Origin of the sequence: Pedobacter sp. KACC 23697 (assembly GCF_045348445.1) — a bacterium.
In the GTDB taxonomy this organism is placed as follows: domain Bacteria; phylum Bacteroidota; class Bacteroidia; order Sphingobacteriales; family Sphingobacteriaceae; genus Pedobacter.
Genome location: NZ_CP157485.1, coordinates 2,997,284 through 3,024,133, shown reverse-complemented (window position 1 = coordinate 3,024,133; position 26,850 = coordinate 2,997,284). Strand labels below are relative to the sequence as shown.

At 40.7% G+C, this 26,850-nt stretch carries 14 protein-coding genes, 2 tRNA genes and 4 rRNA genes; 10 read left to right on the top strand and 10 right to left on the bottom strand.

Features of this window, described 5'->3' with window-relative positions; translation table 11 throughout:
- Positions 1–3 precede the first annotated feature (3 nt).
- From ABEG20_RS12065 to ABEG20_RS12055, 3 genes are all read left to right on the top strand, one after another.
- Positions 4–864, top strand: a complete 861-nt coding sequence (locus tag ABEG20_RS12065) for a PorP/SprF family type IX secretion system membrane protein (protein WP_406823589.1) — start codon at positions 4–6, stop codon at positions 862–864.
- 697 nt (positions 865–1,561) lie between these two features.
- Positions 1,562–4,114, top strand: coding sequence for an ATP-dependent Clp protease ATP-binding subunit (locus ABEG20_RS12060; RefSeq protein ID WP_406823588.1), 2,553 nt, complete (start codon positions 1,562–1,564; stop codon positions 4,112–4,114).
- Between the two features lie 135 nt (positions 4,115–4,249).
- Positions 4,250–4,777, top strand: a complete 528-nt coding sequence (locus ABEG20_RS12055) for a CAP domain-containing protein (protein ID WP_406823587.1) — start codon at positions 4,250–4,252, stop codon at positions 4,775–4,777.
- Between the two features lie 469 nt (positions 4,778–5,246).
- On the opposite strand, the gene ABEG20_RS12050 is transcribed toward ABEG20_RS12055, so the two are convergent.
- The 10 genes from ABEG20_RS12050 to ABEG20_RS12005 form a co-directional block, all read right to left on the bottom strand.
- Entirely contained in the window at positions 5,247–6,314 is a 1,068-nt protein-coding gene (locus ABEG20_RS12050; RefSeq protein WP_406823586.1) for a PA0069 family radical SAM protein, read from the bottom strand.
- 121 nt (positions 6,315–6,435) lie between these two features.
- On the bottom strand, positions 6,436–7,674 hold the full coding sequence (locus ABEG20_RS12045) for a carboxypeptidase-like regulatory domain-containing protein (RefSeq protein ID WP_406823585.1): 1,239 nt from the start codon (positions 7,672–7,674) through the stop codon (positions 6,436–6,438).
- A gap of 868 nt (positions 7,675–8,542) precedes the next feature.
- Positions 8,543–9,718 (bottom strand): carboxypeptidase-like regulatory domain-containing protein, encoded by a 1,176-nt coding sequence (locus tag ABEG20_RS12040; protein WP_406823584.1) that lies wholly within the window; start codon positions 9,716–9,718, stop codon positions 8,543–8,545.
- A gap of 268 nt (positions 9,719–9,986) precedes the next feature.
- Positions 9,987–11,639 (bottom strand): DNA repair protein RecN, encoded by a 1,653-nt coding sequence (gene recN, locus ABEG20_RS12035; RefSeq protein WP_406823583.1) that lies wholly within the window; start codon positions 11,637–11,639, stop codon positions 9,987–9,989.
- 99 nt (positions 11,640–11,738) lie between these two features.
- On the bottom strand, positions 11,739–13,895 hold the full coding sequence (locus ABEG20_RS12030) for a M56 family metallopeptidase (protein WP_406823582.1): 2,157 nt from the start codon (positions 13,893–13,895) through the stop codon (positions 11,739–11,741).
- 94 nt (positions 13,896–13,989) lie between these two features.
- Positions 13,990–14,361, bottom strand: coding sequence for a BlaI/MecI/CopY family transcriptional regulator (locus ABEG20_RS12025; protein ID WP_406823581.1), 372 nt, complete (start codon positions 14,359–14,361; stop codon positions 13,990–13,992).
- A 424-nt stretch (positions 14,362–14,785) separates the two neighbouring features.
- Positions 14,786–15,679, bottom strand: coding sequence for a DUF4835 family protein (locus ABEG20_RS12020; protein ID WP_406823580.1), 894 nt, complete (start codon positions 15,677–15,679; stop codon positions 14,786–14,788).
- Positions 15,676–16,872 (bottom strand): bifunctional phosphopantothenoylcysteine decarboxylase/phosphopantothenate--cysteine ligase CoaBC, encoded by a 1,197-nt coding sequence (gene coaBC, locus ABEG20_RS12015; protein ID WP_406823579.1) that lies wholly within the window; start codon positions 16,870–16,872, stop codon positions 15,676–15,678. Before coaBC ends, ABEG20_RS12020 begins: the two co-directional genes overlap by 4 nt.
- Positions 16,873–16,940: 68 nt before the next feature.
- Positions 16,941–17,267, bottom strand: coding sequence for a DNA-directed RNA polymerase subunit omega (locus ABEG20_RS12010; RefSeq protein ID WP_090504977.1), 327 nt, complete (start codon positions 17,265–17,267; stop codon positions 16,941–16,943).
- A 3-nt stretch (positions 17,268–17,270) separates the two neighbouring features.
- Positions 17,271–18,218, bottom strand: a complete 948-nt coding sequence (locus ABEG20_RS12005) for an outer membrane protein assembly factor BamD (protein WP_406823578.1) — start codon at positions 18,216–18,218, stop codon at positions 17,271–17,273.
- 1,033 nt (positions 18,219–19,251) lie between these two features.
- Here ABEG20_RS12005 and ABEG20_RS12000 point away from each other — a divergent pair.
- The 7 genes from ABEG20_RS12000 (at position 19,252) to ABEG20_RS11970 (ending at position 26,815) form a co-directional block, all read left to right on the top strand.
- Positions 19,252–20,773, top strand: a 16S ribosomal RNA gene (locus ABEG20_RS12000).
- Positions 20,774–21,037: 264 nt separating this feature from the next.
- Positions 21,038–21,115: transfer RNA gene (locus ABEG20_RS11995), tRNA-Ile, on the top strand.
- An 81-nt stretch (positions 21,116–21,196) separates the two neighbouring features.
- Positions 21,197–21,270, top strand: a tRNA-Ala gene (locus ABEG20_RS11990).
- Positions 21,271–21,682: 412 nt separating this feature from the next.
- A 23S ribosomal RNA gene (locus ABEG20_RS11985) occupies positions 21,683–24,557 on the top strand.
- A gap of 127 nt (positions 24,558–24,684) precedes the next feature.
- Positions 24,685–24,796: ribosomal RNA gene (gene rrf / locus ABEG20_RS11980) — 5S ribosomal RNA — on the top strand.
- Positions 24,797–24,969: 173 nt separating this feature from the next.
- A 5S ribosomal RNA gene (rrf, locus tag ABEG20_RS11975) occupies positions 24,970–25,081 on the top strand.
- Together the 16S, 23S and 5S rRNA genes with 2 tRNA genes alongside form the textbook arrangement of a ribosomal RNA operon.
- A 753-nt stretch (positions 25,082–25,834) precedes the next feature.
- Positions 25,835–26,815 carry an acyl-ACP desaturase gene (locus tag ABEG20_RS11970; RefSeq protein ID WP_406823577.1) on the top strand — a complete coding sequence of 327 codons (981 nt, stop codon included), beginning with the start codon at positions 25,835–25,837 and terminating at the stop codon, positions 26,813–26,815.
- Positions 26,816–26,850 lie beyond the last annotated feature (35 nt).

Genomic DNA, 26,850 nt, shown 5'->3' with positions numbered 1-26,850 from the left:
AGGATGAAAAAAACATTATTGATATTGGCTGCTCTTATCGGTGTTTCGAAGGTAAATGCGCAGACCAGTCCATTATTAAACCAATATTTTAACAACACCTATCTTGCTAATCCGGCCATGGCCGGATTAGCAGAAGGTGCAACTGCAGACCTCACTTTCCGTTCACAATGGAATAATATTCCTGGTGCTCCGATGGTACAAAACCTAAGCGCCACTTATGGATGGGAAAAAGTAGGGGTAGGACTGAACATGAATCTGGATAAAGCCGGCTTGCAAAGGCAAACGAGAATTCTGGCAAGTTATGCCTATCATTTACCGCTTAATGGATCTGCTAAATTACATTTTGGTTTATCCGCGGGTTTTATAAACCAGCGGGTGGATATGCAAGATCTGATCGGAAATCCGAATGATCCGCAGGTAGGTGTTTACAATACAGATCACAGAACCTATTTTGATGGTGATTTTGGAGTTGGGCTAACTTCACAGCACTTTGTTTTGGATTTTGCATTGGTGAACCTTAAAAATTATTTCAATAGGGATAACTTAAAATTAATCAATACGCCTGCTGTTTATGCAGCAGCAGGATACAAAATTGATCTCGGAGAAAGCTTGTTTCAGCCAAAAGTGGCCTACCGCTCTTTTACGGGAATTGCCGATATTGTGGATATCGGCGGTCAACTGGGAGTTGCAAACCAACAGTTATTATTTACAGCTATGTATCATACCAGTAAAGCTGCAAGTTTTGGCGTTGGTTTACATTACAAGAAAAAATACATGATCAATACCGCGTATACCACACAAACGGGTAACTTAAGCGGTTATACCGCAGGAAACTTCGAGATTAACCTTGGTATTAACTGGTAAATTAATACCAATCTGAAGTGGATAACCCCAATGATTTTCAGGTTAACAATCTTGCTACTATCTTGAAATAACCATACTCACAATAAAAGATTTTAAACGTAAGATGGCCACAGCTAAATACTGTGGCCATCTTACGTTTAATCAACAGTTGGTTTTATCCCTCAGGATAACAATTGCTTTTAATGATCTTTTCTAATTTTTATTTGGTAAAGATGTTTGCCTGATAATAAATTACGATGTTAAAAACAAAAACAATCTAATTACAGTTAATCGTATTAAGGCTATAATGCTGGTGGATTGGATGTCGGTTAATGACTATCTGATAAAATTATTAAATGATGTCATGTTCTTTTTGTTTTTCTGTCAAAACTTGTAAATTGCTTCAGTAAAACGATACATATTGTCAGTTTCCGATGGCCAAAAAATCCTTACAATAAACAGACAATATAATGTCTGCAATCGGATGTTTTTAATAAATGTCCATTTAAAACCTTTAGAACACTTATTACGTAGATAGATATAAATAAAATAATATTTATCAGAATAGTAATCTTACATTAAATTTTGGGTTCTCAGGCATTTTAAAGCCTCTTTATCCACCCATATGGCGCAATTGTTGATAAAATAAAGAAAACAGTACGTTCGTTTTTATAAAGTTATTTTATAGTTTAGGGACGTAGCTGTTAAGAAAGGTATTATGGAAGCAAAATTTTCACCACAGGTTAAAGATGTAATCTCTTTTAGTAGGGAGGAAGCGCTCCGCTTAGGGCACGATTACATCGGAACCGAGCATTTATTATTGGGCCTCATCCGCGAAGGCGATGGTATGGCAATAAAAATTTTAAGATCGTTAGGAGTTGATACCGGTAAATTGCGCCGCTCAATTGAAGATGCTGTTCGCGGTACTTCGAGTGTTACAGTGAACCTGGGCAATATTCCATTGACTAAACAGGCGGAAAAAGTTTTAAAAATTACTTACTTAGAAGCTAAAATATTTAAAAGCGATTTAATTGGTACTGAACATTTGCTGTTATCGGTTTTGAGAGATGATGATAACATCGCCTCACAGATCTTATTGCAATATGGCGTTACTTATGATGTTTTTAAACAGGAGGTCGAAGTGAATAAAAATGGTTTCAGAGATGATATCTCCAACAGCGCTTCCACAGGAGGTGATGATGATTATCGCGAAGAGGAAAGCTTTAGTACGCCTAAAAAAGTTTCAGATATAAAATCTAAGACCCCCGTACTGGATAATTTCGGTCGTGATTTAACAAAAGCTGCTGAAGAGGGTCGTTTAGATCCAATTGTAGGCCGCGAGAAAGAAATTGAACGCGTATCACAGATTTTATCCCGCAGAAAAAAGAACAACCCGATTTTGATCGGTGAGCCAGGTGTTGGTAAATCGGCAATTGCTGAAGGTTTGGCCTTGCGTATTGTGCAACGTAAAGTTTCGCGTGTACTTTTTGGTAAACGGGTAGTCACGTTAGATTTGGCATCGCTGGTGGCCGGTACAAAATACCGTGGCCAGTTCGAAGAACGTATGAAAGCCGTGATGAACGAGCTGGAAAAATCAACCGATGTAATTTTATTCATTGATGAGATCCACACCATTGTGGGTGCTGGTGGCGCATCTGGTTCGCTAGATGCATCCAATATGTTCAAACCTGCTTTGGCAAGGGGCGAAATTCAATGTATCGGGGCTACAACGTTAGATGAATACCGTCAATACATTGAAAAAGATGGTGCTTTAGACCGTCGTTTCCAAAAAGTAATGGTTGAACCCGCTACGCCAGATGAAACAGTTGAGATTTTAACCCGTATTAAAGATAAGTACGAAGAACACCATGGTGTAACGTATACAGAAGAAGCTATTTTAGCTTGTGTTACTTTAACCTCGCGTTATATTTCCGATCGCTTCTTGCCAGATAAAGCCATTGATGCTTTAGACGAGGCCGGTTCGCGTGTTCACCTGACCAATATCCATGTTCCTCAGAATATTATTGATATCGAAGCCAAAATTGAAGATATCAAATTAGAGAAAAACAAGGTAGTACGTAGCCAGAAGTATGAAGAGGCTGCAAAACTACGTGATACAGAGAAAAATTTAATTGAAGAATTAGATAAAGCCAAAGCAGAGTGGGAAGCGGAAACCAAAACTAAACGCTACGAAGTATCTGAAGACAATGTAGCTGAAGTGGTTTCAATGATGACTGGTATTCCGGTGCAACGTGTGGGGCAAACAGACAGTGCCAAGCTGCTGAATATGTACGATAAAGTGGCTGAGAAAATTATCGGTCAGAATGATGCGATCAAAAAATTGACCAAGGCCATCCAACGTACAAGAGCAGGATTAAAAGATCCTAAAAAACCGATTGGTTCTTTCATTTTCTTAGGTCCAACAGGAGTAGGTAAAACAGAACTGGCAAAAGAATTGGCCCGTTTCATGTTCGATAGTGATGATTCCCTGATTCAGATTGACATGAGTGAGTATATGGAGAAATTTGCTGTTTCGCGTTTAGTTGGAGCGCCTCCGGGATACGTTGGTTACGAAGAAGGTGGGCAATTAACTGAAAAAGTGAGAAGAAAACCTTATGCCGTAATTTTATTGGATGAGATTGAAAAAGCACACCCTGATGTATTTAATATCTTATTACAGGTTTTGGACGAAGGACAGTTAACAGATAGTTTGGGACGTAAAGTTGATTTTAGAAATACGATCATCATTATGACTTCTAACATTGGTGCCCGTCAGTTGAAAGATTTTGGCCAAGGTGTAGGTTTTTCTACAACAGCGAAAACAAACCAGGCCGATTCTCATAGCCGTGGTGTAATTGAAAGTGCATTAAAACGTGCTTTTGCTCCTGAATTCCTGAATCGTGTAGATGATGTAGTGGTATTCAATAGCTTAGGTAAAGATGAAATCTTCAGAATTATCGATATTGAGTTAAAAGCTTTATTCGGTCGCGTTCATACCCTTGGTTATGAAATTGCATTGACTGATCATGCAAAAGAATATATTGCTGACAAAGGTTTTGATAGTAATTTTGGTGCGCGTCCGTTAAAAAGAGCCATTCAAAAATATTTAGAAGATCCGATCGCCGAAGAGATCCTCAAAGGCGAACTGGCCGATGGTGATGTTTTAGAAATTGATTATGATAAAACTACCGAAGTGGTTTCGATTAATCACAAAAAAGGCGAAAAGAAAAAAGAAGAGCCAAAACAAGAAGAAGATTCTTCAAGTAAATAACCGAAAAAACTCCCGATAAAGATTGGGAGTTTTTTTTGGATTATTCTGACTTTGTTGTTCAAGAAGTGTGAAAAAGATGCATGTGAATGATTTTTTTAAAAAAATCATTGTACCTTTCCTCAAACAAACTATAAAATGAAGTCTATTGTTTTTCCACTCATGTGCATAGCGTTATGCTGTACCTTATCCTGTAAGAAAGGAACGGATGATAATAACACGCCGGATGCCACATCACCAACATTAAAAATAGAACTTTCTACTGCAACAAACATCAGTAACGAGGTGCTTTTAAAACTGGTTAATGATACCCGTTTAGCTGGCTGTAACTGCGGTAGTACTAAAATGTCACCTGTTGCAGCTTTAACCTGGAATGCCAGTCTGGCTTCAGCTGCAATTTATCAAAGCAAATACATGGCATCTATCAAAAGTATGGTACATACCTCTGCAAATGGCGAAACTGTTGGTGCAAGGGTTTCCGCTACAGGTTATAGCTGGACAGCTGTAGGCGAGAATATCGCATCAGGACAAACTACAGAAGCACAGGTTTTTAACGACTGGATAGCCAGCGAAAGCCATTGTAAGAATATCATGAGTGCATCTTTTAAAGAAATGGGTGCAGCTAAAACAGATCTTTATTGGGTACAGGTTTTTGCTGCTAAATAGCATAGTTCGTCCTTGCAAGAAGGCTTTTCAGCCAACGAGGCAATCTTATAAGTAAAAGCCAATAGCATACGCTTTAAGATTGCTTCGTCGGTCCTCCTCGCAATGACGATTCTCTTTACATCAACTCCTTTAAAGCCTGATAATACCGCTCATAAATCTGTGGCTCGGTATTTAAGAACAAAACGGTTCTATCAATTCCAACTCCATCAGTAAAAAATCACCGTTTACGAAAGTGCCATCAACACGGGCATAAAGACAGTTTCTGGCAAATAAATCAACGTATTGTTGCGCGGTAGCAATCAGGTCCTCACCTGGTTTTTGTGGATGTAATGATCCTCCATGTGCCGGTTGTAACCTGAAATCGCCTGGTTTAGCCTGTTTGATTAAGGAATGGCTATATACACCATTGAATAAAATGAAAGACCATTTGCCAATTTCCAGAATTTCTTGGAAAAAAGGTTGAATGATGTTAAAACATACTCACCTGGTTACTCGGAACCTTAAATAAGGTATGGTCTAAAATAATATCTTTCACATTTAAGCCATTTAAACGGCAATGCAGTCTGAAGTTATCCCTGATCATCTGTGAAATATTACCATCGCCACGCATCCGATCGCCAAACCGGCTGTCATTTACATTACCGCCGTGGCAACTCTGTATCGAATGCCAGACTTTGTCAAAACGATCGGGAAAATTTTGCTGCAGCCAATCTTCAAATATCTGACCAATGGCGCCATTGAGCCGTACAACTGTATAACCCGCTTTAATGGCCCCCGCACTGGCTATTGCTTTTAGAATTTTCGGAATTTCATGATCACTTAAACCGGGAACAAGCGGGGCAACCATTACGCCTACTGGAATTCCATCTTTACTGAGTTCTTCTACCACCTTTAGCCGTTGTTTGGCCGTTGCAGTACGTGGTTCCATTACCTGTCGTAAATCTTCATTTAAACTATTAATGGAAACGTAAACCATACAGAGGTTTAACCTGGCCATCTCTTTCAGAATATCCCGATCACGAAGGATAAGCGAATTTTTGGTAATCATCCCAATAGGTTGTTTATAAGCCAGTGCAATTTCTAGTAATTGCCTGGTTAGCTTAAATTTTCTTTCGGCAGGTTGGTAGCAATCGGTATTGCCGGAAAGAGAAATAGTGGTGGCATCCCAGCCTTTTTTCTCCAGGAACTTTTTAAACAGTGTTGGCGCATCTTTTTTAACGATTATTTTGCGTTCAAACTCTATTCCGGCGCTATAGCCCCAATATTGATGTGAATTGCGGGCATAACAATAAGTACAACCGTGTTCACAACCCTGATAAGGATTTAAGGAATAGGCCATACCCACATCCGGACTATCTACTTTGTTTACAATGGTTTTTGAATTTTCGAAGATGAAAGAAGTTTTACGATCATTTTCCTCCCAATCGTCAATTCCTTCATCATGCTCCTTTACATAAACATCTTTTAAAAACTTATTGTGTGGATTAACCTGAGCGCCCCGTCCTTTAAAATATTGTTTTTCTTCTTCGCCAATCATAATTTAAAATTACTAATATTTTTAGTAAATTTAAATGATGAAAATGCTTACTTTTCAACAATTTAGTTTTAGAATTCATCATCCCATTTTCCATCTTCCAGCTCAAATCTTTCATGATCCGTCATTCTTTCTTCGGAAGTGGTACATAATCCATCGGTACCATATCGGCCACTTTCTCATATGCCCAGTAACCTTCATAAAGCAATGACCGGGAATCGTAAATGCCACCATTTTCATAAAAACGCACGCCTCCGTCAGTTAAATTCGCTACTGAAATTTCATTTTCCGGAACGTCCAGCGGCCTGAATATCCAGAAGCCTGTTTTAGAATAGGCCAGCGATTCTTTTTCTTTGGTATATTGGATCAGCAAAGCATCGGTATAACTTAAGTATTTCAAGTTCTGATTAAAGTCATGTACTAAGGTATCAGTAAGTACTTCAGCCCTCGAAAATTTATCAATAGTTTTGGGCATTTCCTGTTGTTTCGTCCAAAAGGCAAGTAAGGCAGTATCTATTTTCCCTTTTGTTTGTCTGATGCCTGTTTTCTCGGGTACGGCTTTAATTTTTTCTAAATTGGTATTGATGATGTATTGTGGATAACGGTTAGGATTGGGGATTTTGATCATTTTATTGATGATAAAGCCTTCTTCCTTTGTTTTATTGGCATAAAGTGAACGAAAAAAATGTTGAGAAGAACCATAATAGGCCACTTCACGGGCTGCAATATATTTTTTCTTTTTAGTTGCCGAAGCTTTTAACTCTTCAAAAAACGGGTGACCAGAGTAATAAATAATGTGTGTACGCGAGTTGTATTCAAAATGATCGAGCATATATTTAAGGCGATAGCCCAATGCCTTATTTTCTACGATTAAAAATTCTGTGGTAGATACCGTTAAAGTACTTTTGGTAATATCAAAATCTACATTTAAAACCTGTGGATTTAATATCTTACACTGTGCAGCATTTGGTGTTTTACCAATAAAAAACTCCTTAAACTGATTAATATATTTCTGCCGGTTAGGATCGGCCCTGATCACCACTTCATCAAGCTGGGCAACATTCTCTTTTAAAACCAATTCTACCTGAACCGATTTGTCTGAAATGATCACACTTTTAGAATAGGGGAGGTAACCAACAAGCTGTACAAGCAGGTCGTAACTGCCCGGTTTTAAGTTTGAAAGTTTAAATCTTCCGTCGTTATCGGCAACTGTTGCAATTTTATATCCGCTTAAGTAAATACTTGCACCGGGCAATCCATCTTTTTGATCCCTAACCATGCCACTGATTGAGAAAGTGTTTTGAGCAATGGCATTAGTAGCCAACATGATCAGCATAAAGGCTACTAAAAGGCTTTTAATCATGGAGACGAATGTAACCAAAAGGAGGAATATTTATGAAAAAGACAGAAAATTTTTAACAGATTTAACATTTGATGTATCTTGTTAATAAGCGCTGTCATCCTGAGCGCAGCGAAGGATCTTTCAAAGGAACCGGTCCATAGCAAAGCTGTTTAATACGAATCGATAAATTAAATTGCTGTCATCCTGAGCACAGCGAAGGATCTTTGTGAGATGGTTATTCATTCGGCCTTGATTTAAAAAGTAGTGTTTTTTTAGAAACGAAAGTTTCGTTTTCTGTGGCTACTGTAGTCCCGCCATCGCTTGTTTCCTCGTTGCGCTGCGCTCTACTGTGGGCTACCCGCTCTGTCAGGTTTATTTAACAATGGTAGGTGTTTCGTGGGATAAACAATTCAGCCGTCGAAGGTCTTAGCGAGCGGCTAATCAATAAATTAAATTCCTGTCATCCTGAGCGCAGCGAGGGATCTTTCATAAGAACTGGTCTACACAAAGCTGTTTGATACGAATTGATAAATTAACTTGCTGTCATCCTGAGCGCAGCGAAGGATCTTTCATAAAAACTGGTCTACACAAAGCTGTTTAATACGAATCAATAAATTAACTTGCTGTCATCCTGAGCACAGCGATGGATCTTTCATAGGAACTGGTCTACATTAAAGCTGTTTGATCGAATTGATAAATTAACTTGCTGTCATCCTAAGCACAGCGAGTGATTTTTATGAGATAGTTATTCATTCGGCCTTGATTTAACAAGTAGTGTTTTTTCGGAAACGAAAGGCTCATTTTCCATGGCTCCTGCATATTCTTAATTTTTCACCTCCACATCAGTAGGTGGTAAATAATCCATTGGTACACTATCTGCAATTTTTTCCTAGCCCCAATAGCCTGCATAAAGCATAGAACGTGGATTATAGATTCCGCCATTCTCATAAAAATATACGGGTGCTACTTGTAGGGTAATGGTCGATATCTGATAGTCGGGCATATCTAAAGGCCTGTTGATGGATAAACCTATCCGATTGGCAAATAATGGGTCTTCCTTTTCTTTAGTGTAAATAATATATAGTTTATCGGTAAAGTTTATGCGCTTGATATGTTGATTTTTGATATGAACCAAGGTATCCTGCGCAACAGGACTGCGGTTTAGAATGGAAATGCCATCAGGCAGGTTTTTCTTCCTGATCCAGTAACTAAGCGAATCTCCATGATTGAGATTTATCGTTTTTCGTAGCAAGCCATCCTGTATTTTGGTTAAACGTTTAATATTTGCCCTTATGACACTATCGGACGGTTTGTCGCGATTTGGCTGGGTAATTATTTTATTAATGATAAAGCCTTCTGCTATTGCCTTGCCGCTATAAAGTGATTTGAAAAAATGCTGTGGAGAACCCAGATAGGCAGTTAAGCGTTTCTTTGCCCAGATCTTTTTTTTCCAGGCCGATCCTTTTAAATCTTCATAATAGGGGAAGCCTTCATAATAGATGATCTTTGTCCGGCTACTGTATTCAAAATGATTCACCAGGTATTTTATCCGATACCCCAATGCCTGGTTCTCGATAATTAAAAATTGATTTGTTTTTACCGTAAGTCTGGCCTCCTCATGATCATAATCAATCAGCAGCACATTAGGATTAACCATTTTACACTGCTCAGCATTTGGTGTCGTACCAATAAAAAAATCTTTAAACATGGCGATATAATGGGCCCTGTTCGGATCTGGTTTAATCGTAACTTCTGCCAATTGAGTTACACTTTCTTCGAGGGTAAGATCAAGTTTTACAGCTTTATCAGCAATCACTATGTTTTTATTTAACGCTTTGTAGCCAATTAATTGTACTAAAATATCGTAGTTTCCGGGTTTTAAGGGAAGGGTATATTGGCCGTTATTATCTGTTACCGTAGCAATTTTATAGCCACTTACATACACGCCCGCCCCGGGCAAAGCCTCACCGCGTTTATCTTTAACTATACCCGAAAGCATGTAGTTTTGTTGGGCGAAACAAATTTTAACGGCCAATAAGAAGAATAAAACTGAAAAAGATTTCATTGTATAAATATAAACTAATTTATTAGTTTATATTTAATTCATAATGTAAAATTATTAGTGCTTTTCTTACCAGAGCCTGTATGATAAATATGAGATTATCAATACTGAGCTTGCCGAAAGACCTGTTTTAAATTTCTTAGAACGCGTTTCGATAGGCTTAACGTGACAAATTCAAAAGGAGTTGCAATTTACGATACAGTCTCTACTGAGTTTGATTTGATATGAAAACAATCTGTTGTGGCACATAATATGGGATTAGCACAATAAATTAAGCCAATAATTCTTTGGCATTTTCTATTGCCGATGCCCCTGGATTTTTCCCGCTCAGCATTTCGGCAATTACACCAATGCGTTCTTCCTGCTTAAGTTTGCGGATTCCGGTTGTGGTTTTTCCGTGGTCTTCATGCTTATGAACAAAATAGTGAGATGTTCCTTTGGCCGCAATTTGCGGTAGGTGTGTAATCGAAATTACCTGCATGTTCTGTCCTAAATCTGCAATTACTTTTCCAACTTTTAGCGCGGTCTCACCAGAAATTCCGGTATCAATCTCATCGAAAATAATGGTCGGTAAAGAAGTATGTTTAGCTAATAAAGCTTTTATCGCCAACATTAACCTTGATAATTCGCCACCCGAGGCTACTTTATTCACTGGTGCAGGGGCCTGACCAGCATTGGCCGTAAAGAGCAGATTTATTTCATCCAAACCATCTTTATTCAATTCGCTCAATACTTTTTGATGTAAAACCAACCTGGCGCTTAGCATACCTACATTTTTTAAAGTAACACCGGTTTGTTCTTCTACTACGGTAATGGCTTTTTTACGGTTGGCACTTAATTGATCGGCCTGTTGATGCAAAGCTTTTTGAAGCTGATCTATTTCTTTCTGTAGATTTTCGATACGCTCATCAGAAGATAGGAGTTTGTTCAGGTTTTCTTCTAATTGCTTTTGAAGCGCCAATAATTCGGTATTGCTGGCAACCCGATGTTTTTGCTGGAGCGAATAAAAAAGATCCAGTCTTTGGTTAACCAGTTCTAAACGATCTGCACTATGCACTGTATTTTCTTCAATACCGGAAACCTCGTCGGTAATATCTTTTATTTCTATAATCGATGAGCGTAAACGCTCATACAACACATTAATTGCAGGATCGAATTTTTCTATACTCTGTAGTTGTAACAAAGCTTCTTTTAAAATCTGGAGGGCAGAAGGCTCACTTTCGTTAATTAATCCCGAAGAGGTAAGTAACGCCCTTTTAATAGTTTCGGCATGGGTTAGTCGTTCTAACTCCTGCTCTAAATCTTCCTGCTCGCCATCCTGTAGTTTTGCCTGCTCCAGCTCATTAAACAGAAACTGTTCGTAATCCTGTTTATTTCTGGCTTCATCAGCTTCAGCTATCAGTTTCTTTAATAATGCAGTGTCATATTTAAACTTTTTAAATCCACGGCGGTAATCGGTCAACAATGATTTATGGTTTGCCAGTGCATCTACAATCAAGAGTTGAAAATCGGCATCGTTAATTTCTTGTGTAGCATGTTGTGAGTGGATGTCGATCAGCTTTTCGCCAATCTGTTTGAGGATTGATAAATTTACAGGCGTATCATTAATGAAAGATCTTGTTTTGCCATCTATTGATATTTCTCTCCGTAAGATGCTATCCTTTGAGAAATCAAGATCGTTTTCTTCAAAAAGTCCTTTCAGATTTTCATCAGCTAGTGTAAAACTTCCTTCAATAACACATTTTTTATCTTGGTTAAAAAAGTATTTGCTTTCTGCCCGCTGACCTAAAATTAGCGATAATGCGCCAAGTATGATTGATTTACCAGCGCCAGTTTCACCTGTGATGATATTCAAGCCTTTATCGAATTCGATATCCAGACTGTCGATTAGTGCGTAATTACGTATAGAAAGTTTTTGTAGCATGCTAAGCAAAAATATTAAAATTTATTCAACAGGACTCTACAAAACAAAAACAGCGAAGAATAATCTTCGCCGTTCATGATCTGTTTGGTTTATATGTTGTTATTTGATAGCAATGTTAATCACATTATCATTGGCAATTTTTAAGTTGGGTACTTTCAGATAAGTTTTTAAAGCCAACTGATCAGCATTGGTAAAATCTGATTTTTTATAGGTTACTACAGCATTTAACGTGTTAAGGGCTTTATCGGCTCCTGTAAAATCTTGATGCTGATACAACATCACTGCCGGACTTACCTTTGAACTTTTATTGCCGCCTCCAACTTTTTCTTTTTTCTCTTTCAGTTCCATTCTCTCTTTCAGTTCCTTCACCTCGCTGTCGAATTTTTCTTTCAACTTTTTATATTCCTCAGTCTGTTTTACCTTATTATTATTGTCGAAATAGAATACTGCGCCATCCGGGCCGGTAAGCATTTGCCTGTTTCCTTTAAATATAGAATCAGATGGTAATTTTCTTAAGCCCGATAAATTAACCACATCAGCAGATTTTAAAGCCTGTATCCTGATGTTATCAATTTGCGCCCTAAACTCTGGCGTGTTCATTTTTGCAGCCATATCTTCGCCCATTTTTTTCCACTTGGCCTGTGCTTCTGGCGAACCGAATTCTTTGGCCATATCTTCACCCATTTTTTTCCACTTGGCCTGTGCTTCTGGCGAACTGTATTGCTTAGCCATATCTTCAGCAAATTTTTTCCACTTGGCTTGTGCCTCTGGCGAATTGTATTGTTTGGCCACATCTTCGCCAAACTTTTTCCATTTGGCCTGTGCTTCTGGAGAACTGTATTGTTTGGCCACATCTTCACCAAATTTTTTCCACTTGGCTTGTGCCTCTGGCGAATTGTATTGTTTCGCTATATCTTCACCGAATTTTTTCCATTTGGCCTGTGCTTCAGGAGAATTGTATTCTTTATTTATTTTGGCAAGTAACAGCGAATCGTTGAATTTAAATTTAAAATTACTATCGGCATGCAGTCTGTAGATATTTTTTCCAGCAAAAAGTTCATCGCTGTAAAAATCTTTTCTTAGACTATCTGGCATTTCTTTAACCGAGTTATATTCGGTTTTCTTACCATTGGCATCAATGGTTATAATTTTAATTTTGCGTTTTTTAGACGTATCTGTGTAAACAACAGTTTTAACATCATTGTGGTTAATCACACTTAAAACATCAATTTTTGGTGTTTTTTTAATTTCTTTTTTATTCTCTGTTGGGTTGATCCAGGCAATAGAAAACAGGCAGGCTACCCCTAAAGTTAAGGCCGCCATTTGCTGCTTGGCGTTTAAATAATTTGTTTTCATGTTGGTTATTCTTTTTATGCGTTGATACAAATTCTGGGTTTTGCCTGTTGCTGCCAGTGCATAAGCCGGACTGTTTTTATCTTTTAATAATTCTAGTTTAAGCAGGGCATGGGCGTAATTCAATGGTTTTCCTGTAATTTTTAATACCAGGTCATCGCAGGCGTGCTCACGTTCAATATGTATAAATCTACCAGCCATCCACACAAACGGATTATAGAATAATAATGTTTCTATGGCTGTTTTAATGAGGTTCAGCAGGAAATCATTTCTTCTGATATGCGATAACTCATGGATTAATATCGCTTCTACCTGATCGTTGTCTAATTGGTTTACCAGGGCCAGCGGAAATAATACAACAGGTTTTAAATAACCGATCACCAATGGCACGTTCACAATAGAAGAGAGGTGAAACTGAATAACTTTGTTAATGCTAAGGTGGGCAGTTACTTGTCCGAAAATAGTTTTCCAACTGTCTGGAATAGCACTTAAACTTTCTTTTTTCAATTTTGAAAGCTGACCATAGCCTTTAATAATAACAAATAACTGCAATACAATACCAATAGCATAAAATATGGCTACAATAGGGAAATATTGCTCTGCCTTGCTGCTAAAACTTGGTGGAAGGTTGTTGAAATATTGGTAAACCTGAATATTTTGAGGATTGATTGCAGGGGCATGATCATTTATATTCAATGTTAACTGATGGATGATATTATAGCTAAAGCCAATAAACATTAACATGATCGCACCAAAAGCGAGGTTGTGCTTATATTTTGACGCCAGCTTCGGAATGCTTAACATGACGATAAACAGGATGCCATAAATGATCGCGCTTTGCCAAAGTGAGTTTATAATACTCCAGCCAAATGCTTTGATGAACTGTTGTAATAAAGTTTCCATAACGGTGGTTTTAATTTTTTATGCGGGAATAACCCGAAAATTTACTGCTTATTAGGGATCTGAACCCTACACCAATCAACCTTCATCAATAGCCTTACTTTAGGCTATCTAAATATTTTTTTATTTCGTCAATTTCTGCTGCACTTGCACTATGGTTACCCAAAGCCTGCATCACCAACCTCGCTGCCGATCCGTTAAATACATTATCGATCATTTTGTTTACCAATTGCTTTTCAGTTTTATCCTGACTAACCAATGCTTTATAAATGTGTGTTTTTTGGGTAGTATCCCTTTCTACCATTCCTTTCTCATGCAAAATCTGCATCAGTTTTAAAGTAGTGGTATAACCTGAGTCTTTTTTACTCAATGCTTCATGAACTTCTCTTACCGTTGCATTCCCCTTTTGCCAAAGCACTTGGAGGATTTCCATTTCACCTTCTGTTGGTTTGATGTTCTGATTATCCATATGTTACAAGTTGTACGAATTATTTCGTATTCAAATGTACGAAGATATTCGTAATATCAAAATATTTTAACAAATATTTAATTTTAAGACTTGATTTTTTTATATAATATGTAGTAAAAAGTGTTTTTTTTTGTTGTAGGCACTACGAAGTGAAATCAACCTATGGAAAACAGACTGGGGTAATTAAACCTGATTGATGTGGATACCGGCCCGTGTGTAAGGCCTGCAGGCGTATGAACGAAAGCAGGATAGGCTTTAATTGAAATGCTGAGATTGCTTTTCTAAATTTAATTACGACAGATAGAGAAACTACTTAATCGCGAATAGTCCGAGACCGGCGGTCCGGAGTCCGAAGTAGTTTAGCCGAGACAATGATCAACTCCTAAGCAATCAACCATGAGCTATCAAACTATTGAACAATGAATTAATTTTTCTTCAGTCCCTCATACTTGCCAATATTTGCCGGATCGATTTCAGCCAGCATGTTATAGGCTTTCATGCGTTCTTGTCCATTGAGTTTCGAAAGTACATTGGTTACCTCTTCGGCTTTGGCAGCAAAGTAAACATTAGGGAAAATAGAGCCCAGTTTCTGCTTATCCATTTGTTGTAATGCGGGTAGGGCGGCAACAATCTGTGTTAAGCCTTTATCATTATCCGTTAGCTGATCCAGCCCGCTTAAATGATAACTGTAAATGAAGGTGCGGAGCTCTGCAAAAATGGGGTTTAAAACATTTTCATTGAACCAAAAACGGTTACGCAGGCCGTCGGCTGCTCTCCAGCCGGTATTGCCCGAAGCTTGCGCCAGGTTGATGATGTTTTGTGCTTTTTTATAAAAAGGAGTGCCGCCCATTTTGCTAAAACTATCTTTATCCATACCGATGATGGTGTAGGCATAATAGGTGAGCAGGGCACTGATGTTGGAAATGTAATTTTGATCAGAGAAGTCGATTGTGGCCCCATCGTTGAAATTAAAATCGAAATTCTTATCGCTCATATTTAACAAAGTGCTGTTGTATGAGCTGTTAAAAACAGGGCGGCTGCTTTGAATCTGCGCTTCGGCAGTGTAACCGGAGCCACCATCCCACGAGTTGATGGTAATAACGAAACTACAATCTATCCGTTCCTGCGGTTTATAACTTTCGTTGCTGAATTTGTTATTGTTCAAAAAATCGCGGATTGTTTTTTGCAAAGCATCTAAAGTTGGTTTGCTAATGTTAGAAACCTGGGGAGCCAGCAAAGTTACCCTTGCATTTAGCTCTTGCGCCTGCAGCTTTCCAAAACCAGCCAACAGCAATATCCAAACAATCTTTTTTATCATTTCGCAATTTTTAAAATGGCAGTACAAATATCTTTGGCAACATCTGTTTTCGATTTCATTTCAAATACAGTCCGCTCCAGAGCTTTGTTAAAAATAGTAATTTTATTGGTATCTGATTTAAAACCTGCGCCTTTATCATTCAAAGAATTTAGCACCACAAGATCCAGGTTTTTCTTCTCCAGTTTGCCTTTGGCATAATTCTCTTCATCATTGGTTTCTAAAGCAAAGCCAACCAAAATCTGGTGCGTTTTTTTTACCGCACCTAAAAAAGCAAGTATATCTGTTGTTTTTTCCAACTCCAAAAACAATCCGCTATCCTTTTTTTTAATTTTTTGTGTGGCAACTTGTTTGGGGCGATAATCGGCCACAGCTGCACACATTACAGTAATATCAGTTTCAGCAAATGCAGCAGTACAGGCATCAAACATTTCCTGTGCACTCACTACATTGATTCTTTTTAAAGTTTGATCGGCCTTTTGTGCAGTTGGTCCGGCAATTAAGGTAACTTCAGCACCCAGTTTAGCCAACTCATCTGCTAAGGCAAAACCCATCTTACCTGAAGAATGGTTGCCTATGAAACGTACCGGATCAATAGCCTCATAAGTAGGACCAGCGGTAACCATTACCTTTTTGCCGTATAGAGGCATAGATTTTTTAATGGCATTATCCAGGAAAGAAACAATTTCTTCGGGTTCAGCCATTCGGCCTGCTCCCCAGAGTCCGCTGGCCAGTTCGCCATTGGCCGGGGCGATAACGGTATTCCCAAAACTGATCACACGTTCAATATTATTTTGGGTGGTTTCGTGTTTCCACATATCCAGGTCCATAGCCGGGGCTACATAAACCGGGCATTTGGCCGAAAGATAAACAGCTGTTAATAAATTATCACAGATTCCCGTTGCCAGCTTAGCTAAGGTATTTGCACTTATTGGTGCAATGATGATTAAATCAGCCCATAAGCCCAGCTCAACATGGTTGCTCCATACGCCTGTTTCTTCTTCGAAATATTGCGTATAAACCGGATTTTTAGAAAGCGTAGCAAGGGTAAGTGGTGTAATGAAATTAGCACCATCAGGGGTAAGAATAACCTTTACGTTTGCGCCAGCTTTTACAAGCAGCCGGACCAAAAATGCCGACTTATAAGCCGCGATGCTACCGCAAACGCCAAGGATTATATTTTTATTATTTAGCATAGTGCACGGAGCTTTAAGCATAGAGCGTAGTGCTAACGCTTTGCCCTAAACGCTATACGCTAAGCCAGTTACTTTTGTTCTTTAGCAGGATTTCTGTGATAAACTTTCTCGTTCAAAAATTCATCAATCGCAACTAAAACAGGCTTCGGCATACGCTCGTAATGCTTGCTGATTTCAATCTGCTCACGGTTTTCGAAAATTTCTTCCAAATTATCGTTGCTAGAAGCAAATTCTGCCAATTTACCGTGTAACTCCTCTTTAACGTTGTTCGAAATCTGATTTGCTCTTTTAGCGATGACCACTAATGATTCGTATAGGTTATCAGTAGTTTTATCTAAATCGTGTACGTTTCTGGTTACTGTAGTATTTGGTACAGCAGGTTTGTTAGTATTCATCTATTACTTGTTTTTAATATCCGTGTTATCTGCATTTGTTGGTTTTTGAGAAACGGTATCTTTCAATTTACCGGTTCTGATCAACATCTGCTTGTATTTTTCCTGATCGGCAGCATATAATGCCAATTCCTGTTTAGTAGCCTCAATCCCTGCCTCCACATCACCTTTAAGCGCCTTTGCATCTTTGGCAAATTTACTGTCTGGGTGATTTTCAGTAAATTCAGTATATAAAGCAAGTGCTTCGTTGTAACGGTCTTCCTGGCGCATGATATAACTGTTTTTTGCGTATAAATATTGCGCCTTGATCATCAGGAAATCCATTTCCTCAGCATATTTAATATCAGGGTAATCTCTTTGCGCATTTTTTAAGGCAATAACAGCCGCTCTGTAATTATCTACATTACTAGGACCTGTAGTTAAATACATTTTAGCATTTTCGAAAGCTTTATCCTCTAACTTACCCCTTAATGTAGCAATATATTTGCCGGCAGCTGCAGCACGATCGCTGGTAGGATATAAGTTGATGAATAATTGTAATGCATCAATAGCTTTGTAGGTATTTTCCTGGTCTAAAGAGAAACTTGGCGATTCTAAATAATAGCAATAAGCTGCCATGTATCTCGCTTCTTCTGCATTTTTACTTGCGGGGTAGGTATCAGCAAAACTTTTAAACTGATATCTCGCAGTAGTGTAATCACTTAATCTATATAGCGTATAAGCATAATAATAGTTCAGATCCTCAGCTTCCGCACGGCCACGATATTTTTGAGAAAGATCCTCAAAAAGCACTAATGCCTTACTGTAATCGCGTTTATTATACAAACGAAGTGCCTCCTGGTATTTTTTTGCAACGTCATTGCTCGCTCTCAATTTCTCGAAACGACTCTTACAACCCGCAATACCCACAGCGGCAATAAATAATAAAATAATTAAGTGTTTAACTTTAAACATTCTGCAAAGATAATTAATAATACGATAACATCAATAAAAACAATTCGCCGCTAAGCTATGCAAAGCAATTCAGTAGAATATAACAGTTAACAAATTTTAACATATATATGAGGTGCGCTTATATACCATATAGTATACACTCGTTTTTTCAGTAAAGCAGGTTTCGTGCTACTATATAAGGATGTTCCCGCTATTCGCTTCAAAGCCTCGGTTCGTTCCTCCCCTTCGTGTTTTCCGCTGCTATCGGGTTTAGGTGGGTAGGTGATCGGGAAATTTTAAAGGATACTAGACACAAACCAATCGGGTTTTCGAAGCTGATCGGTTTGGTAGGCCTGCGCTAAACACCCAATTCCTTAAAAAGTTTTAAGCGCATCAAAACTTTTTCCTGCTGAAAATCATGAACTTACATAAAAGGCAGTATTCTCCCGGAGAAAACCTTTGGATGCTGTGATATTTTTCCTACTTTTGCATCCCGCTTCGGAGGAAGGGTTTTAGTTTGAAAGGCAGGCATAGAGATACAGGGAGCGAGATTTATTTTAAAATAAATATTGCGGAAGCGGAAAAGATTGCTACCTTTGCAGCCCGGTTCGGAAGAACGGAAAGCCAGTTAAACCTGGCATATTGAAAAGCAGACAAGGAAAAAAGAAGGCTTAAAAAAATAAAATTTATTTTATTTGGAAGTTCGGAAAAGTTCCTTACCTTTGCACTCCCAACGGAAACGAAGGGCGAAAAAGTTGGAGCAGCGGATGTTGCACAAACAACAAAAAAGATTGAAACAAACGGAAACACGTTGAAGACGAATAAGACTTGAACGAACAGAAGTTTGAAGATATATAAAGACGGGCCGCGAGGCAACAACAGTCAATAAGTTCTTAAAAGAGATGTCAATGTAGCGTAGCGAGGTAATGGAGTACCGATCAAAGTACATGATTACGTAGCTTTATTTTAAAGGTGGTGTCTAACAGACAACATAAAAAAAAGAAGACTATTTTTAACAATAGTTAAAACTGGTCAGCATCTTACAACACATTTTACAATGGAGAGTTTGATCCTGGCTCAGGATGAACGCTAGCGGCAGGCCTAATACATGCAAGTCGAACGATATTTTCCAGCTTGCTGGAAGAGAAAGTGGCGCACGGGTGCGTAACGCGTATGCAACCTACCTTTATCAGGGGGATAGCCCGGAGAAATCCGGATTAATACCGCATAAAATCACAGAATAGCATTATTTAATGATCAAACATTTATGGGATAAAGATGGGCATGCGTGTCATTAGCTAGTTGGCGGGGTAACGGCCCACCAAGGCGACGATGACTAGGGGATCTGAGAGGATGACCCCCCACACTGGTACTGAGACACGGACCAGACTCCTACGGGAGGCAGCAGTAAGGAATATTGGTCAATGGAGGCAACTCTGAACCAGCCATGCCGCGTGCAGGAAGACTGCCCTATGGGTTGTAAACTGCTTTTATCCGGGAATAAACCTCTGCTCGTGAGCAGAGCTGAATGTACCGGAAGAATAAGGATCGGCTAACTCCGTGCCAGCAGCCGCGGTAATACGGAGGATCCAAGCGTTATCCGGATTTATTGGGTTTAAAGGGTGCGTAGGCGGCCTGTTAAGTCAGGGGTGAAAGACGGTAGCTCAACTATCGCAGTGCCCTTGATACTGATGGGCTTGAATGGACTAGAGGTAGGCGGAATGAGACAAGTAGCGGTGAAATGCATAGATATGTCTCAGAACACCGATTGCGAAGGCAGCTTACTATGGTCTTATTGACGCTGAGGCACGAAAGCGTGGGGATCAAACAGGATTAGATACCCTGGTAGTCCACGCCCTAAACGATGAACACTCGCTGTTGGCGATACACAGTCAGCGGCTAAGCGAAAGCGTTAAGTGTTCCACCTGGGGAGTACGCCCGCAAGGGTGAAACTCAAAGGAATTGACGGGGGCCCGCACAAGCGGAGGAGCATGTGGTTTAATTCGATGATACGCGAGGAACCTTACCCGGGCTTGAAAGTTAGTGAATGATCTAGAGATAGATCAGTGAGCAATCACACGAAACTAGGTGCTGCATGGCTGTCGTCAGCTCGTGCCGTGAGGTGTTGGGTTAAGTCCCGCAACGAGCGCAACCCCTATGTTTAGTTGCCAGCATGTAAAGGTGGGGACTCTAAACAGACTGCCTGTGCAAACAGAGAGGAAGGAGGGGACGACGTCAAGTCATCATGGCCCTTACGTCCGGGGCTACACACGTGCTACAATGGACGGTACAGAGGGCAGCTACATAGCAATATGATGCGAATCTCACAAAGCCGTTCACAGTTCGGATTGGGGTCTGCAACTCGACCCCATGAAGTTGGATTCGCTAGTAATCGCGTATCAGCAATGACGCGGTGAATACGTTCCCGGGCCTTGTACACACCGCCCGTCAAGCCATGGAAGTTGGGGGTACCTAAAGTATGTAACCGCAAGGAGCGTCCTAGGGTAAAACCGATAACTGGGGCTAAGTCGTAACAAGGTAGCCGTACCGGAAGGTGCGGCTGGAATACCTCCTTTCTGGAGTAGCACCGCCTACTCGCCACGCAACATGATATTTCGAATTAAGGTAGAATGTTAAAGCATAAAGACTAAAGCTGAAAGGCGGTTGTTGATACTTGATACTGACTACTTTAAAAACACAAGAGAAAAAAAGAAACACCCAGAAGAAAACGGTGGGCTGCTATCAAGGTAAGCTTAACGGAGACAAGAAGGGGAAGCCAAAGGAAGCAGTAGCGGTAAGATACTATATACTGCGAACAGATGCTTTACCTTAAAACAAGAAGTCCCGTAGCTCAGCCTGGTTAGAGCACTACACTGATAATGTAGGGGTCTCCAGTTCAAATCTGGACGGGACTACCATTGAAGTTTACAATTGGCGGTTTGCAGTTAACAGTTATCATAACTGGAAACTGATAACTGAACAATGGAAACTGATACTCTGGGGGATTAGCTCAGCTGGCTAGAGCGCCTGCCTTGCACGCAGGAGGTCAACGGTTCGACTCCGTTATTCTCCACCTTGGAGCTGTAAAGCTTAAAGACCAAAGCAGAAAGCTTTTAAAAAACAGAAAACACCTTATTATCGGGATCGGTAATATACATTGACATAAAGAAAAAATAAAAGAAGAAAACGCCATGGGGCACATATACAGATATAATGATATCGAAATATGAAACGGTTCGAGACCGCAGTTTTTTACTAATAAGGTTAAGCAGAGGCTTAGGCGCAGGACAATGAAACCCTCCACCTTTACACCCTCCCCCTTCAACCTTAATAAAGTTCTTTGACATATTGGAAGAAGTTAAAAAAGAAGAGCAAACAACAATAGGCGACTGTTGTGTTTGTGCTCTCCCGACGTAAAGTTGGGAATGAGACATCATAACAAGAGCAAAAAAGCATACCATATGGCGCAAAAGGCATATGAGTAGAAGAAAGTAATAAAGAGTACACGGGGGATGCCTTGGCTCTCAGAGGCGATGAAGGACGTGATAAGCTGCGATAAGCTTCGGGTATTTGCAAATAGGAATTGATCCGAAGATTTCCGAATGGGGCAACCCGGCATGTTGAAGACATGTCACATATAATGAGCAAACCTGCCGAACTGAAACATCTAAGTAAGCAGAGGAAGAGAAAATAACAATGATTTCCTGAGTAGTGGCGAGCGAAAGGGAAAGAGCCCAAACCTACCTTGTTACGGCAAAGTGGGGGTTGTAGGACTGCAACATGGCATTAGCAACCAGAAGTGGAATGGGATGGGAAGCCCAGCGATACACGGTGATAGCCCGGTACACGTATAGAATGCTAGCCTAGCAGTATCCTGAGTACCGCGAGGTCGGAGACGCCTTGTGGGAATCAGCCGGCACCATCCGGTAAGGCTAAATACTCCTGAGAGACCGATAGTGAACCAGTACCGTGAGGGAAAGGTGAAAAGAACCCCGAACAGGGGAGTGAAATAGAACCTGAAACCGTGTACTTACAAGCGGTCGGAGCTGGCAGGTCCAGTGACGGCGTGCCTTTTGCATAATGAGCCTACGAGTTACTCTTCTCTGGCAAGGTTAAGTGCTTCAGGCACGGATCCGAAGCGAAAGCGAGTCTGAATAGGGCGTATAGTCAGAGGAGGTAGACGCGAAACCTTGTGATCTACCCATGGACAGGTTGAAGGTGCGGTAACACGTACTGGAGGACCGAACCGATAAACGTTGAAAAGTTTCCGGATGATCTGTGGGTAGGGGTGAAAGGCTAATCAAACTGGGAAATAGCTCGTACTCCCCGAAATGTTTTTAGGAACAGCGTCGGTGTAGAGTTATATAGAGGTAGAGCTACTGATTGGGTGCGGGGGAGTCAAATCCTACCAAATCCAGACAAACTCCGAATGCTATATAATATAACCGGCAGTGAGGCGCGGGGTGCTAAGGTCACGCGCCGAGAGGGAAAGAACCCAGACCATCAGCTAAGGTCCCCAAGTTACAGTTAAGTTGAACTAACGAGGTCCGATTGCACAGACAGCTAGGATGTTGGCTTGGAAGCAGCCATTCATTTAAAGAGTGCGTAACAGCTCACTAGTCGAGCGATCGGGCATGGATAATAAACGGGCATTAAACTGTACACCGAAGCTATGGGATTGAAATATATCGGTAGGGGAGCATTCTATCGGCAGTGAAGGTACCTGGTAATGGGTGCTGGAGCTTATAGAAAAGCAAATGTAGGCATAAGTAACGATAAGGCGGGCGAGAAACCCGCCCACCGAAAGGATAAGGTTTCCTGATCAACGCTAATCGGATCAGGGTTAGTCGGGACCTAAGGAGAACCCGAAGGGGAAATTCGATGGACAACGGGTTAATATTCCCGTACTTTTTATAACTGCGATGTGGGGACGGAGTAGTGACACTGCCGCGATCTGACGGAATAGATCGTTAAAGGCTGTAGGTATTAGAACGGTAGGCAAATCCGCCGATCTAGCTGAGCGCTGATAGTACCGCAAGCCTTCGGGTGCGTGGATAGAGCAGGTAATCAGACTTCCAAGAAAAACCGCTAAGCTTCAGGTTATAAAAACCCGTACCGCAAACCGACACAGGTATCCGGGAAGAGGATTCTAAGGTGCTCGAGTGAATCATGGCTAAGGAACTCGGCAAAATGGCCCTGTAACTTCGGGAGAAGGGGCGCTGGCAGTAATGTCAGCCGCAGTGAAAAGGCCCAGGCGACTGTTTAACAAAAACACATGGCTTTGCAAAATCGAAAGATGAGGTATAAGGCCTGACACCTGCCCGGTGCTGGAAGGTTAAGAGGGGATGTCATCGTAAGAGAAGCATTGAATCGAAGCCCCAGTAAACGGCGGCCGTAACTATAACGGTCCTAAGGTAGCGAAATTCCTTGTCGGGTAAGTTCCGACCTGCACGAATGGTGTAACGATCTGGGCGCTGTCTCAGCCATGAGCTCGGTGAAATTGTGGTCCCGGTGAAGACGCCGGGTACCCGCAACGGGACGGAAAGACCCCATGCACCTTCACTACAATTTAACATTGACATTGGATACAGGATGTGTAGGATAGGTGGGAGGCTTTGAAGCGGCGTCGCTAGGCGTCGTGGAGCCAACGTTGAAATACCACCCTTTCTGTATTCGGTGTCTAATCCTTCAAAGAGGGAGACATTGTTTGATGGGTAGTTTGACTGGGGTGGTCGCCTCCAAAAAGGTAACGGAGGCTTTCAAAGGTAAGCTCAGTACGCTTGGTAACCGTACGCGGAGTGCAATAGCATAAGCTTGCTTGACTGTGAGACATACAGGTCGATCAGGGTCGAAAGACGGATATAGTGATCCGGTGGTTCTGCATGGAAGGGCCATCGCTCAAAGGATAAAAGGTACGCTGGGGATAACAGGCTGATCTCCCCCAAGAGCTCATATCGACGGGGAGGTTTGGCACCTCGATGTCGGCTCGTCACATCCTGGGGCTGGAGAAGGTCCCAAGGGTTCGGCTGTTCGCCGATTAAAGTGGCACGCGAGCTGGGTTCAGAACGTCGCGAGACAGTTCGGTCCCTATCTGTTGTGGGCGTAGGAATTTTGAGTGGGGCTGACCTTAGTACGAGAGGACCGGGTTGGACCAGCCTCTAGTGAATCTGTTGTTCCGCCAGGGGCATTGCAGAGTAGCTACGCTGGGAATAGATAAGCGCTGAAAGCATCTAAGTGCGAAACTAGCCACGAGATGAGAATTCCATATAGGACCGTAGCAGACTACTACGTTGATAGGCTACAGATGTAAAGCTGGTGACAGCACAGTCGAGTAGTACTAATCATCCGAAGCTTTCAAAGCAAACAGACTGTTGTTTGTTCTTCAAACTAACTTCTTTCAATAATATGTCACTGTTTAGCGTATAGCGCTGAGCGTACAGCGGTAAACGCCTGACGCGAAACGCCAACCGCTCAACATTAAAAATATTCAGGTGCCTATATCGGTGGTGTCCACCTCTTCCCATTCCGAACAGAGAAGTTAAGCCCACCAGAGCCGATGGTACTGCGGTAACACGTGGGAGAGTAGGTCGGTGCCAGATCTTAAAAGAAACCCTTCAGCAGAAATGTTGAAGGGTTTTCTTGTTATATACAAGGCCTTGTGTTTCAAGGTCGTTTAAATTGAAATACTGAAAGCTAAAAGCGGAGGGACCAAAGACAAAAGACGTATTACGCTTTAGTCTTTAAGCTTTCTTCTTTAGTCTTAATAAAATATTCAGGTGCCTATATCGGTGGTGTCCACCTCTTTCCATTCCGAACAGAGAAGTTAAGCCCACCAGAGCCGATGGTACTGCGGTAACACGTGGGAGAGTAGGTCGGTGCCAGATCTTAAAAGAAACCCTTCAGCAGAAATGTTGAAGGGTTTTCTTCGTTTACAGGGGTTTGGGCAGCGGGCGAAGCGCATGGGGCATAGGGCGGTTTCACACCATTGAGGGGTTAAGGAAAGTCAAGTTAGCTGTATCCGCCGAACACACGGATATCCGCAGAGACCATACATCATCGTTAATCCATCTTACGTTGCTATTCTTCTTCGGTCCCGGGTTAAATAGCCCTGATGGGAGCGGCATCCCTTTTGGGCGGGTTAATCTGCCTAACAGATCAGGTTTCCCAAAAGGATAAAGCGTACAGCAGGACAGGCCCAGCCCATACACACAGGAAACTGCGCTTCAAAACCAGAATGTTTTTATACTATCGGGGAGTGCAGAAAAGTTAAGGGATTATTCGATTACGCTGATCTCCACAGAGGCTATTCGATCATCCATTTTACATCTTCCATATTCAGACCTGGCTAAAATAGCCCTGATGGTAGTGAGCACGGAGCCAACCCTTCATTGGCGGAGTAAAACGGACAGCAGGACCGAACCCCACCCAAATGAACAGGAAACTGCGTTTCAAAAAATAAAAAACAATAAAGAAGGATTATATTAAATTCATCACTCACCCTCTATAGGATACCTTTTTAGAGCATCTTACTGATTTTGATCACAATTAAAACTGATTTAGCGCTAAATATGTTAATATGATAAGGTTTGCCGCAATATTTGGTTATCTTTGTTGTTAACAATATATAAATACAAATAATGAGTTTTTTTGCAGATAAAAGAAGGGAAGTAATGGTGCATATAGAAAAGTATATGCTGGAGATGATGGATACCTATCTTAAACCAATTGATACTAACTGGCAACCATCTGATTTTCTTCCTGATTCTACTAGCGAAACATTTTATCAAGATATTAGAATATTAAGGGATAATGCAAAGGATCTTTCTTATGATCTTGTAGCTGTGTTGATCGGTGATACGATTACTGAAGAAGCATTGCCTACTTACGAATCTTGGTTGGCCATGGTGCAGGGACCAAGTATGAAAGAAGACGGCGGATGGATGAAATGGAACAGGCACTGGACTGCAGAGGAAAACCGTCATGGTGATTTGTTGAATAAATATTTATATCTGTCAGGTCGTGTAGATATGCGTCAGATGGAAATTTCTACGCAATATCTGATAGCTGATGGTTTCGATATCGGTACCGGCCATGATCCATATCGTAACTTTATTTATACCTCTTTTCAGGAAATGGCCACCAATATTTCTCACAGAAGGGTAGCTTCTTTAGCAAAAAAAGACGGCGATACTTTATTATCAAGAATGTGTGGCGTAATTGCTTCTGATGAAGCAAGACATGCCAAGGCTTATAAAGATTTTATGAACCGTATTTTTGAGGTTGATCCTAATGAAGCCATGCTGGCTTTTGAAGATATGATGCGAAAAAAAATTGTGATGCCGGCACATTTCTTACGTGAGGTTGGTTTGAAGATTGGCCAGACTTTTGGTCACTTTACTGATGCTGCACAGCGTTTAGGCGTTTATACCGCGATTGATTATGTTGAAATTATGCAACAGTTAATTGTTGATTGGAAAATTGAAGGTATGCGTGATTTAAATGATGCTGGTGAAAAAGCCCGTGATTATATTATGGCTTTACCTTCGCGTTTGTTACGTGTTGCAGAACGTATGAAAACTCCAACGATTGATTATAAATTTAGCTGGATTGCTGGATAATAGCGTACAGAAGATATATGAAAGCCCTCGATTTT

Coding starts and splice junctions, on each gene's coding strand:
- ABEG20_RS12065 (WP_406823589.1), top strand. CDS start 4: ATGAAAAAAACATTATTGATATTGGCTGCTCTTATCGGTGTTTCGAAG.
- ABEG20_RS12060 (WP_406823588.1), top strand. CDS start 1,562: ATGGAAGCAAAATTTTCACCACAGGTTAAAGATGTAATCTCTTTTAGT.
- ABEG20_RS12055 (WP_406823587.1), top strand. CDS start 4,250: ATGAAGTCTATTGTTTTTCCACTCATGTGCATAGCGTTATGCTGTACC.
- ABEG20_RS12050 (WP_406823586.1), bottom strand. CDS start 6,314: ATGATTGGCGAAGAAGAAAAACAATATTTTAAAGGACGGGGCGCTCAG.
- ABEG20_RS12045 (WP_406823585.1), bottom strand. CDS start 7,674: ATGATTAAAAGCCTTTTAGTAGCCTTTATGCTGATCATGTTGGCTACT.
- ABEG20_RS12040 (WP_406823584.1), bottom strand. CDS start 9,718: ATGAAATCTTTTTCAGTTTTATTCTTCTTATTGGCCGTTAAAATTTGT.
- recN (WP_406823583.1), bottom strand. CDS start 11,639: ATGCTACAAAAACTTTCTATACGTAATTACGCACTAATCGACAGTCTG.
- ABEG20_RS12030 (WP_406823582.1), bottom strand. CDS start 13,895: ATGGAAACTTTATTACAACAGTTCATCAAAGCATTTGGCTGGAGTATT.
- ABEG20_RS12025 (WP_406823581.1), bottom strand. CDS start 14,361: ATGGATAATCAGAACATCAAACCAACAGAAGGTGAAATGGAAATCCTC.
- ABEG20_RS12020 (WP_406823580.1), bottom strand. CDS start 15,679: ATGATAAAAAAGATTGTTTGGATATTGCTGTTGGCTGGTTTTGGAAAG.
- coaBC (WP_406823579.1), bottom strand. CDS start 16,872: ATGCTAAATAATAAAAATATAATCCTTGGCGTTTGCGGTAGCATCGCG.
- ABEG20_RS12010 (WP_090504977.1), bottom strand. CDS start 17,267: ATGAATACTAACAAACCTGCTGTACCAAATACTACAGTAACCAGAAAC.
- ABEG20_RS12005 (WP_406823578.1), bottom strand. CDS start 18,218: ATGTTTAAAGTTAAACACTTAATTATTTTATTATTTATTGCCGCTGTG.
- ABEG20_RS11970 (WP_406823577.1), top strand. CDS start 25,835: ATGAGTTTTTTTGCAGATAAAAGAAGGGAAGTAATGGTGCATATAGAA.